Consider the following 14314-nt stretch of genomic DNA (forward strand, 5'->3'; position numbering starts at 1 on the left):
GCGGGTTCGCGTTGGCAAGCCAACGCATCACCCGGCTTAGCTCTTTGCTGTGTCGCAGGTTTTCGATCGCAGAACCGGGGGCCACTTCTGCGAAACCTGCTCAGGACCCGACGCCCCATCCGCGAGTCCCCGCACCGGTGGCCTGTTCCAAGGAACTCGACCCATGTCGTCATGGCCGGACCTCGACGATCCCCACCTCGCCCTCGTCGGCAACGCGCCGGAGATCGGCGATCACGGCCGGGCCATCGATGGGGCGTCCTGCGTGGTGCGCTTCAACAACGCCGCGGGTTTCGGCGGCCCGGCGGGATCGCGCGTGACCCTCCTCGCCCTCGTCAATCGCGGAGGCCAGGCCCGCGCCTGGGTGGAGGATGACGGGTTCCTCGATCGCCCCGTGATCCGGCAGGCCCGCACTTACCTGCTGGCCTTCCCCGAACTCTCGCCGGACGAGGAGGGAGCGCATGAGCGCGTCTGCTGGACGGCGCCCCTGCGGGACAAGCTCGCCCACCGCCCGGTCCATGTCCTGCCCTCCGCCCTGCATGACCGCGCCCGCCAGCAGCTCGCCCCCCGCGTCTCCGGCACCCCGAATCCGAGCACGGGCTTCCTGGTGGCGCTCGCCATCATCGAGGGGCGGAGCCCGTCCCTGCCCCCGATCGACGTCTATGGGTTCGGCTTCGCCGGCTGGTCGGGCCACCCCTGGGACGCCGAGCGGGACTGGTTCACGGCCTGCGGCGAGGCCGGGCGCCTGCGGCTCCATCCCCCCGCCGCGTCCTGACCTCGGCGCGACCGCCAAGCATGGCAGCCTGACGGCGAAAGGTTCCACGGCCGAGCGCAATCCCCATAGTTTTCCCCCAAATATAGATCTCTCATTTTTGGGAGCCTCAAGGCAAAGCGAGCGTTCCTTGGATGACTGACAGCGCCATAACGCGTCGGTACGAAATAATACACTCGTTTAAGTGGGATGATGTCTATGGCCGCCAAACAGAAAACCTTGAATGATGCTTTCTATGAGACCCTCAAGGACGTCTATTACGCCGAAAAGCAATCCGTTCGCGCGTTGAAGAAATCGGCCAAATCCGCCGAGCACGACGAGCTGCGTCAGGCGTTCGAGACCCATGCCGAGGAGAGCGCCGTCCAGGTCGAGCGCCTCCAGCAGGTGTTCGAGATCATCGGCAAGTCGGCGCGGGCCAAGACCTGCGAGGCCATGCAGGGCCTGACCGCCGAGATGGAAGAGGATCTCGAGGATTTCGGCGACAGCCCGGCGGCGGACGCCGTCCTGATCGGCTGCGCACAGGCCGTCGAGCATTACGAGATCGCCCGCTACGGCACCCTCAAGACCTGGGCGAGCCAGCTCGGCTACGAGGACGCCGCCAAGCTCCTCGACGAGACCCTTCAGGAGGAGAAGAAGACCGACGAACTCCTCACGCAGATCGCCCTGGGCCTCAACGTGGAGGGCTCCGAGGAGGCCGGGACCGAAGACGAGGCCGGGACGGAGGACGAGCCGGCTCCCCGGAAGAAGGGCGCCAAAGCCGAGTCCGGGTCCAAGCCCAAGTCCAAGGCCGAGTAGGGAGATCGAACCATGGTCGATACCAGCAAGATCCGAGAGCACATGCCGGTAGTCGGGTCGGATGACGGGCATGTGGGCACGGTGGACCACCTCGACGGGCAGCGCATCAAGCTCACCCGGACCGACCCCGAAGCCGAGGGTCGGCACCACTTCCTCCACGTCGACTCGATCGATGCGGTGGAGGACGGCAAGGTCAAGCTGAACCGGACCTCCGCCCAGGCCAAGGACGAATGGGGCACCGCGGAATAGCGCGACGCGTCGGGCCGGAATGCGAAGGGGTTGCCGATGAGGCGACCCCTTTCTTCCGGCCTCACCCCGGCCTGGACATCGAGACCGAAGGCCGAGCCCCGGACCGGACGGATTCGTCGATGCCCGCGAGCGACGCGAAACCTACTCCGCCGGCGCGTGCGCGGTCGGCGCCATCGCCGGGACCGGGACCGCGCCCCGGGCCGCGACGAAGAGCAGGCCGGCCACCAGCATGTAGGCGAGCGCCAGGGTCGGGGTCACCGCAAAGCCCACGGCAGGGCCGTGCATGAAGCCGAAGAAGGTCAGGACGCCCCCGGCCGCCGCGAAGGCCGAGGCCCTCGGGAAGTCGCGCTCGATGATGAAGGTCGCGATGGCGCCGAGGATCAGCCCGCCGAGGATCGCGCCTTCGCCGAGCACGGCGAGCCCGTGATAGAGCACCCCGACCTGTCCGAGCTTGTCCATGCCCACCGCAGCGGCGCTGGTGCCGGCCGCCCCCAGCGCCCCGTCGATCAGCGTCTTGGCCCAGGCCGCGAGATGCGGCGCGAAAGCCAGCACGATGGCGGGCGCGTGCGAATGCGGCGTCTCCTGGAAGGCCTGCGCCCCGATCAGCATGCCGATATAGAGCAGGATCGGCGAGATCGCGACGATCGGCACCACGCTGGAGATCAGCGAGATCAGGTTCAGCCAGGCGAGAAGCAGCACGACGATGCCGGTGGCGAAGGAATAGCCGATCCGCCCGCCCATCGCCTTCCACCCTGGATGACCGATATAGACGGCGTTGATGAAGGGGTTGCCCATGAGGCAGCCGATCAGGCTGACGATCCCGTCGGCGGTGAGCACCCGCGTGGTCGGGTAGGCGTCGCCCGCCACTTCCGCGCTCTCGACATTGTCCATCGCCTCCACGAGGTCGTAGATGCCGAAGGGGATCGCCGTCACCAGGATGATCCCGATGAACTCGAAGCCGCCGAAGACATGGCCGATGGCCGGCAGCGGCACCGAGAAGCCGATGCCGGAGAGCGCGCTCGCGAGGCCGGGGCCGCTGACCCCGCCGATGTCGATCCCGACGAGCTTGGCGCCCCAGGCGACGGCCATGCCGAACAGGATGGCCACGAGGCCGGCCGGAAGCCGGCCCGGATAGCGCACGCCGCCGAACCACGCGAGCAGGATGATGGCGAAGGCGACGACGCCGATCACCGGGGTCTGGATCATCTCCAGCGCCGGGCGCATGGCGATGAAGGTGACGGAGACGCCGGCGAGGGTTCCGAGGAGCGCCGCGCGCGGCGTGATGCGCCGGATGACCGGGGCGATGAACCCGCCGATCATCAGCATGAAGCTCTGGATGAACACCCAGGCGAGCCCCGCCTCCCAGGCCTTCACCGGATCGCCGGTGGAGAGCTTGATCGGCAGCATGATGACGAAGACCACGATGAACATGTGCGGCACGCTGATGCCGGATGGCAGCGCGCAGACGTCGTCGCGGCCGCTGGTCTTGGCGAGCCGGTAGCCGAGCCAGCCGTAATAGGCGGTGGAGAGGAAGAGCATCAGGCCGACGGCGGGTAGGATGCGCCCGAAGGTGATCGCGTCGGGCATGCCGAGGACGAAGCGCAGCAGGCCCGTGAGCACCAGCATGTTGACGAGGATGTTGGTGCCGAAGCCGAAGAACGCGTTCCAGTCGCCGGGCACCCAGAGGGCCGGGCGGCGGGATGCGCCGGCCGTGTTCGTCATGCCGCTCGCCATGGTGCCCTCCATCGTGCCAAGGCGGGGCGAGTGCGCCGCGCCGGGAAAAGGGGTTCAGCCGTGCCGGCCGAGGGCAGCGATGACGCTGTCCGAATCCGAGACCCAGCCGAAGATGCCGCCCTGCGCCTTAATCATCGCGAGGCCGGCGGCGTGGAACTCGGGGATGTACGACGCGCAGGCATCGCCGACGACGACGCAGCGATAGCCGCGGTCGTTGGCCTCGCGCACCGTCGTGTGCACGCAGACCTCGGTGGTCACGCCGCAGACGAGAAGGGTCGCGATGCCGCGGGCCGCGAGCACGTCGGCGAGGTCGGTGGCGTAGAAGGCGCCCTTGCCGGGCTTGTCGATCACCGGCTCGCCGTCCTGCGGCGCCAGGGCGGGAATGATGTCGTGACCGGGTTCGCCCCGGATCAGGATGCGGCCCATCGGTCCGGGCTGACCGATCCGGGCCGTGGGCTCGCCGCGCTCCAGCTTGGCCGGCGGCGCATCGGAGAGGTCCGGGCGGTGGCCCTCCCGTGTATGCACGACCAGGAGTCCGGACGCGCGGGCCACGTCGAGGAGGGCCCTCGTCGGCGGCACGGCGGAGGCGAGGAGCGAGACGTCGTTGCCGAGGCTCTCCCCGAAGCCGCCGGGCTCGAGGAAGTCGCGCTGCATGTCGATGATGAGAAGGGCCGTACTCGACGCATCGAAGGGGAGCGGGGATGGCTGGGCGTCGAGGAGGTTGGGCATGTGGGGCCTCTCCCAATCGCGAATCGGGCTGACTGCGCCTCATCATGTATGCAAGGATGGGGAAATCCTTGCCCAAACCATACACTTCGATGCCCGAAGATTCGCCTCGCCCTGGCGAGCTTCTATGCATGATCTCCGGTGGACGAGCCGGTGCCGTCAGCGCTGCAGGCGCGCCTTGCCCGCGCGGAGCGGAGCGGCCGGCCGTTCCAGGCGGTCCCGCGCCCGTTCGCCGGCCGCCTCGCGCGCGGCGGCGCTCTGGGCGTCGAGGGTCTCGAAGGCGTCCTCGACGACGCTCATGTGGACGAGCATCGCGGAATTCGCGGCCGCGGCGTCCCGCGCGAGGACGGCGCGGACCACGAGGCCGTGCTCGGCATGCGAGCGGGCGAGCCGCCCCGGTGCCTGGAACTGGACGCGGCGGTACGGCGTCAGCCGCCGCCGCAGATTGCGGGCGATCTCGTCCACCACCGTATTGTGGGCGCCCTCGTAGAGGAGCCCGTGAAAGTCCTGGTTGGCGACGACGTAGCTGTCGTGGTCCCCGGCCTCGGCGAGGACGCCCATGCGCTCATGCAGCAGCCGGAGCTGGGCGCGCTCCGCGGGCGTCATGCTCAGGGTCGAGAGGCGGGCGCAGGTCGCCTCGATCTCGCCCATGGCGATGAACAGCATGTCGAGCTGGTCCGGCGTGATCGTCCGCACGGTGGCGCCAAAGCGAGGGCGCAGGTCGATCAGGCCGGTGCCGTTGAGGAGGCGAAGGGCATCGCGCACCGGCGTGCGCGAGACGCCGAAGCGCGTGGCCAGGACCTGTTCGTCCAGCCGGGCGCCCGGCGGGAATTCCCCCGACAGGATGGCGTCGGCGATTCTGTCGGACAGGCTTTCGGAGCGGGTCAGGGACGCAGGCACTGTGGTCTCGGTTCACGACACGCGATCGGCGCAGGGTCGGCCTGCGCGCGCCATCAGCCTGCGCGCGCCATGAGTACGACGAGTTTCCCCCGCGCCGCAACGTGAGGACGTCGCGGCACGGGGCCGGGAATTCGTTGCAATTTTATGACTCCTCCCATCGGCGATCGGCCGGCGGCCCGCCATGGCACATCGGTTGCGGAGATCCCCTCAGACGTTGCGAATGAGGAGAAGAACGATGGTCGCAAGGGGGCTCACGGCCGCGGCTCTGTCACTCGGCATGATCGGATGCGGCATGATCGAATGCAGCATGGCGGCCGATCTCGATCCGGTGAAGACGCTCAAGGTCGCCGAGCCGGCGCCGGTGAAGGCGCCGTCCTTCTTCCTCTTCTCCGATACGCAGGTCAGCTTTCGCTACCAGTTCCCGGCCGCGGAGCCGGGCGTGCAGATCCAGAAGGCGGATGGCAGCTTCCGCAATCGCGACATCCCGAAATACATCACCAACATTTCCCACGCCGACGCCTGGGCCTACGGCACGAACTTCTTCTCCCTCGACATCCTGCAATCGACGTCCCAGGACCCGGCGGGGACCACCAACGTCCCGGGCGGCTTCGCCCAATACGATCACGGCGCCACGGAAGCCTACGGCCTCTATCGCGGCACCCTCAGCCTGAACGCCCTCACCGGAACCAAGGCCTTCGCCATTCCGGGCATCGTCAAGGACGTCTCGCTCTCCTTCGGTTTCGATGCGAACGCGAAGAACACCGCCTTTGGCCCCAAGAAGCGCGACGTCGTCGGGGGCCTGACATTCTCGGTCGACGTGCCGGCGGGCTTCCTCAACATCAGCGCCCATGCCTACAAGGAATGGAACCGCAACGGCTTCAACTTCCAGCCCGACCGTGACGTCAGCTTCGACACCGTTCCCGAGTTCGAGATCGTCTACAATTTCCCGCTGACCTTCATCCCGAACCTTCCGCTGAGCATCGCCGGCTTCAACAACATCGTGACGCCGAAGGGCAAGGGCATCCGCGACCCGTTCAACTATCCGGGCGGCTATTATCCGGGGACGGGCGTCGAGTTCCTGTCGCGGACGAACCTCGTCCTCGATGTCGGCAAGCTGGTCTGGAACCAGCCCAACAAGCTCGATGCCTTCATCGGGTTTCAGTACTGGCTGAACAAGTTCGGCAACGTCGATCGCGCGAACTTCAAGGGGAACGAAGAGAAGAGCTTCCTCGCCGGCCTCGCCTTTCACATCTTCTGAACGCACCGATACCCGAACGGCCTGAAATGTGCTCCGCTCCGGGGCGCCTGACATCGGGAGCCAGGATGAGCGAACGAGACGCCGGAGCCCGCCGCCTCTGGATCAGGAACCCGCTGGCGATCCTCGCGGCGGAATCCGCAGGCGGCATCGTCGTCGAGGGATCGCGCATCGTGGAGCGCGTGGCGTCGGGCGGGACACCGGCGGCGGCCGTGCACGAGACCTTCGACGCCTCGCGCCACGTGGTCGTTCCCGGCCTCGTCAACACCCATCACCACTTCTTCCAGACCCTGACGCGCGCCCATCCCCTGGCGATCAACAAGCCGCTGTTTCCCTGGCTGAAGGCGCTCTACACGGTCTGGGACAAGCTCACCCCGGACGCATTCCGCCTCGCCACCCGGCTCGCCTATGCCGAACTCCTGCTGTCGGGCTGCACCACGGCGGGCGACCACCACTACCTGTTTCCCAAGGGGCTCGAGGCGTCCGTCGACATCCAGGTCGAGGAGGCGCGCAGCCTCGGCATCCGCGCCGTCGTCACCCGTGGCTCGATGAGCGTGTCGGTGCGGGACGGCGGCCTGCCGCCGGACACCCTGGTCCAGGACGACGACACCATCCTGTCCGACAGCGAACGGGTGCTCGGCCTGTTCCACGACACCGCGCCCGGCGCGATGGTGCAGATCGGGCTGGCGCCGTGCTCGCCCTTCGCCGTGTCGAAGCGCCTGATGCGGGAGAGCGCGGCGCTGGCCGAACGCCACGATTGCCGCCTCCACACCCATCTCGGGGAAACCCTCGACGAGGAGGCCTATTGCCTGTCGAGCTTCGGGCTGCGCCCGGTCGACTACCTGGAGGAGGTCGGCTGGATGAGCTCGCGCGCGTGGCTCGCCCACGGCATCCATTTCAACGACGCGGAGATCGCCCGCCTCGGCAAGGCGGGGGTCGGAATCTGCCATTGCCCGACCTCGAACATGACCCTGGCCTCGGGCTGCTGCCGGACCTGCGAGCTCGAAGCGGCGGGCAGCCCCGTGGGCCTCGGCGTCGACGGCTCGGCCTCGAACGACAACTCGAACCTGATGGAAGGCGTCCGCCACGCCCTGATGCTGAACCGCCTGACCTACGGCGCGGAGAGGGTCACCCATCTCGACGCCCTGCGCTGGGCCACCGAGGGCTCCGCCGCCTGCCTCGGGCGCAGCGACATCGGACGGATCGAGGAGGGTCGCGAAGCCGACCTCGCCCTGTTCACCCTCGACGAGCTGCGCTTCTCCGGCAGCCACGATCCCCTCGCCGCTTTGGTCCTGTGCGGGGCGCACCGGGCCGACCGGGTGATGGTGGCCGGGCAATGGCGGGTGATCGACGGGCACCCGGTGGGCCTCGACACGCGCCGGCTTCGCGAGGAGCACACGCACTTGGCCCGGCACCTGTTCGGCACGGTTTGACGATGGCGACCGCTCTCTACGCCCCTCCGCCCCGCCCGAGGCAGGGACCGACCCCGCTCTTCGGCGCCTACGGCATCGTCAAGCGCTTCGGCAGCTTCACGGCGAATGACGGCGTCGATCTCGAGATCCGCGCCGGCGAGATCCACGCCCTCCTGGGCGAGAACGGCGCCGGCAAATCGACCCTGATGAAGATCCTCTACGGCCTGCTGGAGCCGACGGAGGGCGTCGTCACCCACAAGGGCGACATCGTGCAGCTGCCCAATCCGGAAGCCGCCCGTCGGCTGGGGATCGGCATGGTCTTCCAGCATTTCTCCCTCTGCGAGAACCTGACGGTGGCCGAGAACATCGCCCTCGTCATGCCCAAGGACCTGTCCGGCCGGGCGCTGGCCGACCGCATCGCCAAGCTCGGCATCGATTACGGCCTTCACCTCGAACCGGATCGTCCGGTCTGGTCGCTCTCGGCGGGCGAGCGCCAGCGCATCGAGATCGTCCGCTGCCTGCTCCAGGACCCGAGCCTCGTCATCCTCGACGAACCCACCTCGGTGCTCACCCCCGGCGAGGCGGAGGTGCTGTTTTCCGTGCTGGAGCGCCTGCGCGCGGAGGGCCGGGCGCTGCTCTACATCTCCCACCGCCTGGACGAGGTGCGCCGCCTCTGCGTGCGCGCCACCATCCTGCGCGGCGGCAAGGTGGTGGGGGCCTGCAACCCCCAGGAGGAGACGGCCCGCTCGCTCGCCGCCATGATGGTGGGCAGCGCGGTCCGCGAGGTCACGGGGCGCGCTGGCGGGAAAGTAGGCACGGAACGCCTGCGTCTCGACCACCTCACCCTCCCCGCTCCGGGCCTGCACGCCACCTCGCTGCGCGACGTCTCCCTCGGCGTCTCCGGCGGCGAGATCCTCGGCATCGCGGGCATCGCCGGCAACGGCCAGGCCGAACTCTTCGCCGCCCTGTCGGGCGAGACCCGCGCGCCGGACCCCGATGCCGTGCGCATCGACGGCGCCGCCGTGGGGGCACTCGGCATCAACGCGCGCCGGCGCCTCGGCGCGGCGTTCGTGCCGGAGGAGCGCAACGGCCACGCGGCGGCGCCTCTCATGAGCCTGTCCGAGAACGCCCTGCTCTCACGCTACCCGACCGCGCCGCTGACCCGCTTCGGCCTGCTTCGTCTCGGGGCCGCGCGCGATCTCGCGAAGCGGGTGATCGAAGCCTTCGACGTGCGCAAGGCGGGGCCAGACCCCGCCGCCGGCACCCTGTCGGGCGGCAACCTCCAGAAATTCGTGGTCGGCCGCGAGATCCTGGCGGAGCCCGGCGTGCTCGTCATCAACCAGCCGACCTGGGGCGTCGACGCGGCGGCGGCGGCGCATATCCGGCAGGCGGTGATCGATCTCTCCGCGCGCGGCGCCGCGATCCTCGTCATCAGCCAGGACCTCGACGAGCTGTTCGAGATCGCCGGCTCCATCGCCGTGCTGCACGACGGGACGCTCTCGACGGCGGTGCCCTCGGGCGAAACGACCCGCGAGGCCATCGGCCTGCTCATGGGCGGATCGGGAGACGCGCCGGCCGAACCCCGGGACGCATCGAGGGCGGTGACCCATGCTCACTGACCGGTGCCCGCGCATCCCCTCTCCCCGCACGCGGGGAGAGGGCTTCGGCGACCTCGTCGTCGCCGAAGCGAGGCGGCAGCCGACGGTGAGGGGGCTCGTCCGAAGAAGCCTCATCCGTAACCGCCCCCTCACCACCGCTCCGGCTTCGCCTGCGCTCCCCGGCCGCACGACGAGGTGCGACCGGGCCTCTCCCCGCGCGCGGGCAGAGCGGACCAGCGCCTTTCCCGAAATCCATCGCCGGACGGCCCCGCTCGGGCGGCAGCGGGATCGCGCGGCGGGTCCGACGACATGCGGAGCGCATCATGCGTCTTGACCTCGTTCCCCGCACCCGCCGCTCGCCGGTGCTCGACATCCTCTCTCCGGCGCTGGCCTTCGTGGCGGCGGTGCTGATCGGCGGCCTTGCCGTCGCGGCCCTGGGCGTCTCGCCGGGGGAGGCCTTCGTCACCTATTTCGTCACGCCCCTGAGCGAGGTCTGGTCGCTCCAGGAGATCGCCCTGAAGGCCGCGCCCCTGGCGCTGATCGCCACCGGTCTGGCGTTCTGCTACCGCGCCAACCTCTGGAACATCGGGGCCGAGGGCCAGTTCGTCATCGGCGGCCTGGCCGGCGGCTGGGTCGGCGTCGCCACCCACGGCATGGGCGGGTTCACGCTCTGGATCCTGCCCGCGATGCTGGTCGCCGGAACGCTCGCCGGGGCCGCCTACGCGATGATCCCGGCCGTCCTGAAGGTCCGCCTCGGCGTCTCCGAGATCCTCACGAGCCTGATGCTCGTCTACGTCGCCCAGCTCCTCCTCGACTACATGGTCCGCGGCCCCCTGCGCGATCCGGCCGGCTACAACTTTCCCCAGAGCGTCGGCTTCGATCCCGCGGCGCGGCTGCCCTACCTCATGGAGGGCGAGACGCTGCATGCGGGCGTGGTGATCGCCTTCCTCGCCGTGGTGCTGGCGACCGTCGTACTGGCCCGCACCCTGTTCGGGTTCGAGGTCCGGGTCGTCGGCGCGAGCCCGAGGGCGGCGCGCTTCGCCGGCTTCTCGGACGCCCGCCTGACGCTGGCCGTCTTCGCCATCTCCGGCGGCGCGGCGGGCCTTGCCGGCATCGTCGAGGTGGCGGGAAAGATCGGGCAGCTCCAGCCGGAGATCTCGCCGGGCTACGGCTTCACCGCGATCATCGTCGCCTTCCTCGGGCGGCTCTCGCCGCCGGGCATCCTGATCGCCGCCATCGTCATCGCGCTGACCACCATCGGCGGCGAGGGCGCGCAGATCGATCTGAAGCTGCCCCTCGACCTGACCCGCGCCTTCCAGGGCCTGCTCCTCGGCCTCGTCCTCGGGGCCGACGTGTTCGCCGGCTATCACGTGCGGCTCGTGCCGGGCGGCCCGTCCGGCCGCACGGCGTCGTGAGCCATTTCGAGGGATATCGGAGCCGATCATGACCCTCGACATCGTCCAGATGGTCCTCGTCACGGTCCTGGCGGCCGCGACCCCCCTGATCCTCGCCGGCATCGGAGAGCTCGTGGCCGAGCGCTCCGGCGTGCTCAACCTCGGGGTGGAGGGGATGATGATCTTCGGCGCCGCCGTCAGTTTCGCCGTGGCGGTGCAGACCGGCTCAACCTTCCTCGGGGCGCTGGGCGGGGCCGGGGCCGGCCTGCTCCTGGCCGCCCTGTTCGGCATCCTCACCGTCGGGCTCGCGGCGAACCAGGTCGCCTCCGGCCTCTCGCTGACCATCCTGGGGCTCGGCCTGTCGGGGCTGGTGGGCGCGAACTACGTCGGGATGAAGCGCGATCCGGCGCCGCACCTGTCCCTCCCCGGCCTCACGGACCTGCCCGGACTCGGCCGGCTCGTCTTCGGCCAGGACGCCTTCGTCTATACGGCGGTCGCCCTCGTGGTCGCCGTGTCGTGGTTCCTGTGGCGGACGCGGGCGGGCCTGACCCTGCGCGCCATCGGCGACGACCACGTAGCGACCCACGCCTTCGGGCTGAAGGTTCGCAAGGTCCGCTTCCTCTCGGTGCTGTTCGGGGGCGCCTGCGCCGGGCTCGGCGGGGCCTATCTCGCGCTGGCCTACACCCCGTTCTGGTCGCCGGGGATGACGGCGGGCCGCGGCTGGATCGCCCTCGCCCTGGTGGTCTTCGCCTCGTGGCGGCCCCTGCGGGTCGCGGCCGGTGCCCTGCTGTTCGGCGGGGCGACGGTGCTGCAGCTCCACGCCCAGGCCGCCGGCCTCGGCCTGCCGGGCCAGCTCCTCTCCGCCCTGCCCTATCTCGCCACCATCCTGGCCCTGGTCTTGCTCTCTCTCGGGCAGCGCCACGGCGGCTCGCTGGCGCCCGCCTCGCTCGGGCGGGTCTTCACGCCGAGCCGATGACACGCCGGGCCGGCGAACGGCAATGGATCGGGAGGGACGACACGATGCGGGGCAGGTCCATGATGCACGGCAAGAAAATGAGGCTCGGTAGGTCGATGAGGCTCGGCGCTGCGGTTCTGTGCGCGATGCTCGCCGCAGGGCCGGCGCTCGCGGCCGACAAGCTGAAGGTCGGCTTCGTCTATGTCGGGCCGGTCGCCGATTTCGGGTATTCCTACCAGCACGACCTCAGCCGCAAGGCCCTGGCCGAGGCCTTGCCCGACAAGGTCGAGACCACCTTCCTCGAGAACGTGCCCGAGGCCGACAGCGAGCGCTCCATCGAGAAACTCGCCCGCTCCGGCGCCGGCCTGATCTTCACCACCTCCTTCGGCTTCATGGAGCCGACCCTGAAGGTGGCGCGGAAGTTTCCCAAGGTGAAGTTCGAGCACGCCACCGGCTACAAGCGCTCCGACAACGTCTCGACCTATTCCGCCCGCTTCTACGAAGGTCGCTACGTCTGCGGGAAGATCGCCGGCAAACTCTCGAAATCCGGCACGGTGGGCTACATCGCGTCCTTCCCGATCCCGGAAGTCGTCAGCGGCATCAACGCTTTCATGCTCGGGGCGCAGGCGGTCAACCCGAACATCAAGATCAAGGTGGTCTGGGTGAACACCTGGTTCGATCCGGGCAAGGAGGCGGAGGCGGCCAAGGCGCTCCTGGCGCAGGGCGCCGACATCCTGACCCAGCACACCGACTCGGCCGCTCCCCTCCAGGAGGCCGAGAAGCAGGGCAAGCTCGCCTTCGGCCAGTCCTCCGACCAGTACCGCTTCGCCCCCAAGGCCCAGCTCACCTCGATTACCGACGATTGGAACGGCTACGTGATCGCGGAGGCCAAGGCGGTCCTCGACGGCACCTGGAAGAGCCACGACACCTGGGGCGGCATCAAGGAGGGCATGGTCGTGCTGGCCCCCTTCACCAACATGCCCGACGACGTGAAGGCCATGGCCGAGGAGACCAAGCAGGCCATCGCCGACGGCAAGATCCACCCCTTCGCCGGGCCGGTGCTGAAGCAGGACGGGAGCGTCGCCGTGAAGGAGGGCGAGACCGCGCCCGACCCGATGATCCTCGGCATGAACTGGTACGTGAAGGGGATCGACGACAAGCTGACCCAATAACCCCGGGCTCTACACCATCGCATGGAAAAGAAGCCCCGCCGGAGCGTCCCGGCGGGGCTTCTTCGTTCATGAGAGCGCCCCTGCGATCAGTGATTGTGGTGGCGCGCCGGCCGGTCGGCCTTCGGCTCGTCGGAGGGCGGGGGAACCGGCACGCCGACTCCGCTCGGCGCGGCGACGGCATCGCCGCTCCGGATCGCCTCGCGCTCGTTCCGCGGGCCGGCGATCCCCTCGGTCCCGCCGGGAGCCGTCGCGGGGTCGCGGCCGGCGGGCGCACCGGTCCCCTGGGCGAGGGCCGCGCCGGTCAACCCGAAGAGTCCGCACAGAGCGAGGGCCGACATCGTGATACGCATGGTCGATGACCTTTCAAGAGAAGCGAAGAGCGAGAGAACCGTAAAACGAGAAGCAAGTCTTTGGCCGCTCGAAGAAAATCGAAGCCGGGCCGGAGAGGTTCCGCATCAGCTTCCGCGATAGGTCTGATAGCTCCAGGGGGTCGCGACCAGCGGCACATGATAATGGCCTTCCGGGTCGCCCACGCCGAAGCGCAGGGGCACGATGTCGAGGAAGGGCGGTTCGGAAAGGGCGGAGCCAGGACCCGCTCCGACCCGCCGGAAGTGGTCGCCGAGCCCGAAGCGCAGTTCGTAGGTGGCGATCGGCACGGGGCGCCCGTGGATCAGGGGCATGTCGGTGCGGCCGTCCGCGTTGGTCACCGCGCGGGCCACCAGCACCGCCTCCGTCGCGGAGACGAACTCGACGAGGTCGACGGCCACCCCGGCGGCCGGCTTCCCCCGGACGGTGTCGAGGACATGGGTCGAGATCCGGCCCGTCGTGGCGAGCGGACCGGGGCCGCTCACCAGGGCGTTCAGGCGGATCGCGGCGATCCGCATCACCTCGGCCTCGGCCGTGCGCCGCTCCACATCGGGAGCGGAGGCCAGCCGCGCCTCGAAGGTCCCGAGCAGCGAGGCACGGCCGTGCCGCTTGACGCACAGGATGAAGGGGATGCCGAATTTGTCGCGGTAGGCCGCGTTGAGCGCCTCGAACCGGGCGTATTCCGCCTCCGACATCCGGTCGAGGCCGGCCGCGGCCTGCTCCGCGATGGAATCGGGGGCGATTGCCCCGGATCGGGCGGCGCGCCCGGCGAGTTCGGGATGACCGGTGAGCAGCGCGAGGCGCCGCCCCTCCGGCGCGCCCTGGACCGCATCGCGCATGGCCGAGAACAGCGCCTCCACGGTGGCGAAGGGCCGCTGCGGCAGGGCCGCCTCGGCCACCCAGGGCGCGTGTTCGAACACGGCACCGAGCGTGGCCACGAAGTCCGCGTCGGAGGCCTCGTTCAGAGCTGCGAGTGTCGACGCCATGGC

The 14314-nt window shown here is 69.5% G+C and carries 14 protein-coding genes; 9 read left to right on the forward strand and 5 right to left on the reverse strand.

From position 1 onward, the window contains the following. Positions 1-163 precede the first annotated feature (163 nt). From A3OM_RS0120595 to A3OM_RS0120605, 3 genes are all read left to right on the forward strand, one after another. Entirely contained in the window at positions 164-772 is a 609-nt protein-coding gene (locus tag A3OM_RS0120595) for a hypothetical protein (RefSeq protein ID WP_018045677.1), read from the forward strand. A gap of 195 nt (positions 773-967) precedes the next feature. Beyond that, positions 968-1564, forward strand: coding sequence for a ferritin-like domain-containing protein (locus tag A3OM_RS0120600; RefSeq protein ID WP_018045678.1), 597 nt, complete (start codon positions 968-970; stop codon positions 1562-1564). A gap of 12 nt (positions 1565-1576) precedes the next feature. Then, positions 1577-1813 carry a DUF2171 domain-containing protein gene (locus A3OM_RS0120605; RefSeq protein ID WP_018045679.1) on the forward strand — a complete coding sequence of 79 codons (237 nt, stop codon included), beginning with the start codon at positions 1577-1579 and terminating at the stop codon, positions 1811-1813. 141 nt (positions 1814-1954) lie between these two features. On the opposite strand, the gene A3OM_RS0120610 is transcribed toward A3OM_RS0120605, so the two are convergent. The 3 genes from A3OM_RS0120610 to A3OM_RS0120620 all read right to left on the reverse strand — a co-directional run bounded on the left by A3OM_RS0120610 (position 1955) and on the right by A3OM_RS0120620 (position 5173). After that, positions 1955-3547, reverse strand: a complete 1593-nt coding sequence (locus A3OM_RS0120610; RefSeq protein WP_018045680.1) for a xanthine/uracil/vitamin C permease — start codon at positions 3545-3547, stop codon at positions 1955-1957. 54 nt (positions 3548-3601) lie between these two features. After that, positions 3602-4276 (reverse strand): isochorismatase family cysteine hydrolase, encoded by a 675-nt coding sequence (locus A3OM_RS0120615; RefSeq protein ID WP_018045681.1) that lies wholly within the window; start codon positions 4274-4276, stop codon positions 3602-3604. Positions 4277-4432: 156 nt separating this feature from the next. Beyond that, positions 4433-5173 carry a GntR family transcriptional regulator gene (locus tag A3OM_RS0120620; RefSeq protein ID WP_018045682.1) on the reverse strand — a complete coding sequence of 247 codons (741 nt, stop codon included), beginning with the start codon at positions 5171-5173 and terminating at the stop codon, positions 4433-4435. Between the two features lie 235 nt (positions 5174-5408). On the opposite strand from A3OM_RS0120620, the gene A3OM_RS0120625 reads away from it, so the two are divergent. The 6 genes from A3OM_RS0120625 to A3OM_RS0120650 all read left to right on the forward strand — a co-directional run bounded on the left by A3OM_RS0120625 (position 5409) and on the right by A3OM_RS0120650 (position 12959). Further along, a complete protein-coding gene (locus A3OM_RS0120625; protein ID WP_026176255.1) occupies positions 5409-6431 on the forward strand; it encodes a hypothetical protein in 1023 nt (340 codons plus the stop codon). 65 nt (positions 6432-6496) lie between these two features. Continuing rightward, positions 6497-7861 (forward strand): 8-oxoguanine deaminase, encoded by a 1365-nt coding sequence (locus A3OM_RS0120630; RefSeq protein WP_018045685.1) that lies wholly within the window; start codon positions 6497-6499, stop codon positions 7859-7861. A 2-nt stretch (positions 7862-7863) separates the two neighbouring features. Next, positions 7864-9459: an ABC transporter ATP-binding protein gene (locus tag A3OM_RS0120635; protein ID WP_043764372.1), complete on the forward strand. Its 1596-nt coding sequence runs from the start codon at positions 7864-7866 to the stop codon at positions 9457-9459. 302 nt (positions 9460-9761) lie between these two features. Then, positions 9762-10853, forward strand: coding sequence for an ABC transporter permease (locus A3OM_RS0120640; protein ID WP_018045687.1), 1092 nt, complete (start codon positions 9762-9764; stop codon positions 10851-10853). Between the two features lie 28 nt (positions 10854-10881). Next, the gene (locus A3OM_RS0120645; protein ID WP_018045688.1) at positions 10882-11808 is read left to right on the forward strand and encodes an ABC transporter permease; all 927 of its coding nucleotides are present in this window, start codon (positions 10882-10884) and stop codon (positions 11806-11808) included. Between the two features lie 95 nt (positions 11809-11903). Then, positions 11904-12959 (forward strand): BMP family ABC transporter substrate-binding protein, encoded by a 1056-nt coding sequence (locus tag A3OM_RS0120650; RefSeq protein WP_026176256.1) that lies wholly within the window; start codon positions 11904-11906, stop codon positions 12957-12959. A gap of 86 nt (positions 12960-13045) precedes the next feature. Here the strand turns inward: A3OM_RS0120650 and A3OM_RS0120655 are convergent, their stop codons facing one another. Both A3OM_RS0120655 and uraD read right to left on the reverse strand, forming a co-directional pair. After that, on the reverse strand, positions 13046-13309 hold the full coding sequence (locus tag A3OM_RS0120655; protein ID WP_018045691.1) for a hypothetical protein: 264 nt from the start codon (positions 13307-13309) through the stop codon (positions 13046-13048). 105 nt (positions 13310-13414) lie between these two features. Then, positions 13415-14311: a 2-oxo-4-hydroxy-4-carboxy-5-ureidoimidazoline decarboxylase gene (uraD, locus tag A3OM_RS0120660; protein ID WP_018045692.1), complete on the reverse strand. Its 897-nt coding sequence runs from the start codon at positions 14309-14311 to the stop codon at positions 13415-13417. Between the last annotated feature and the right edge of the window lie 3 nt (positions 14312-14314).

Origin of the sequence: Methylobacterium sp. 88A (assembly GCF_000376345.1) — a bacterium.
Lineage (GTDB): Bacteria > Pseudomonadota > Alphaproteobacteria > Rhizobiales > Beijerinckiaceae > Methylobacterium > Methylobacterium bullatum.

Bases quoted from the DNA above. Each gene is read 5' to 3' on its own strand.
- A3OM_RS0120630 (WP_018045685.1), top strand. From the start codon at position 6,497: ATGAGCGAACGAGACGCCGGAGCCCGCCGCCTCTGGATCAGGAACCCG.
- A3OM_RS0120655 (WP_018045691.1), bottom strand. From the start codon at position 13,309: ATGCGTATCACGATGTCGGCCCTCGCTCTGTGCGGACTCTTCGGGTTG.
- uraD (WP_018045692.1), bottom strand. From the start codon at position 14,311: ATGGCGTCGACACTCGCAGCTCTGAACGAGGCCTCCGACGCGGACTTC.
- A3OM_RS0120635 (WP_043764372.1), top strand. From the start codon at position 7,864: ATGGCGACCGCTCTCTACGCCCCTCCGCCCCGCCCGAGGCAGGGACCG.
- A3OM_RS0120595 (WP_018045677.1), top strand. From the start codon at position 164: ATGTCGTCATGGCCGGACCTCGACGATCCCCACCTCGCCCTCGTCGGC.
- A3OM_RS0120645 (WP_018045688.1), top strand. From the start codon at position 10,882: ATGACCCTCGACATCGTCCAGATGGTCCTCGTCACGGTCCTGGCGGCC.
- A3OM_RS0120600 (WP_018045678.1), top strand. From the start codon at position 968: ATGGCCGCCAAACAGAAAACCTTGAATGATGCTTTCTATGAGACCCTC.
- A3OM_RS0120640 (WP_018045687.1), top strand. From the start codon at position 9,762: ATGCGTCTTGACCTCGTTCCCCGCACCCGCCGCTCGCCGGTGCTCGAC.
- A3OM_RS0120605 (WP_018045679.1), top strand. From the start codon at position 1,577: ATGGTCGATACCAGCAAGATCCGAGAGCACATGCCGGTAGTCGGGTCG.
- A3OM_RS0120650 (WP_026176256.1), top strand. From the start codon at position 11,904: ATGAGGCTCGGCGCTGCGGTTCTGTGCGCGATGCTCGCCGCAGGGCCG.
- A3OM_RS0120625 (WP_026176255.1), top strand. From the start codon at position 5,409: ATGGTCGCAAGGGGGCTCACGGCCGCGGCTCTGTCACTCGGCATGATC.
- A3OM_RS0120610 (WP_018045680.1), bottom strand. From the start codon at position 3,547: ATGGCGAGCGGCATGACGAACACGGCCGGCGCATCCCGCCGCCCGGCC.
- A3OM_RS0120615 (WP_018045681.1), bottom strand. From the start codon at position 4,276: ATGCCCAACCTCCTCGACGCCCAGCCATCCCCGCTCCCCTTCGATGCG.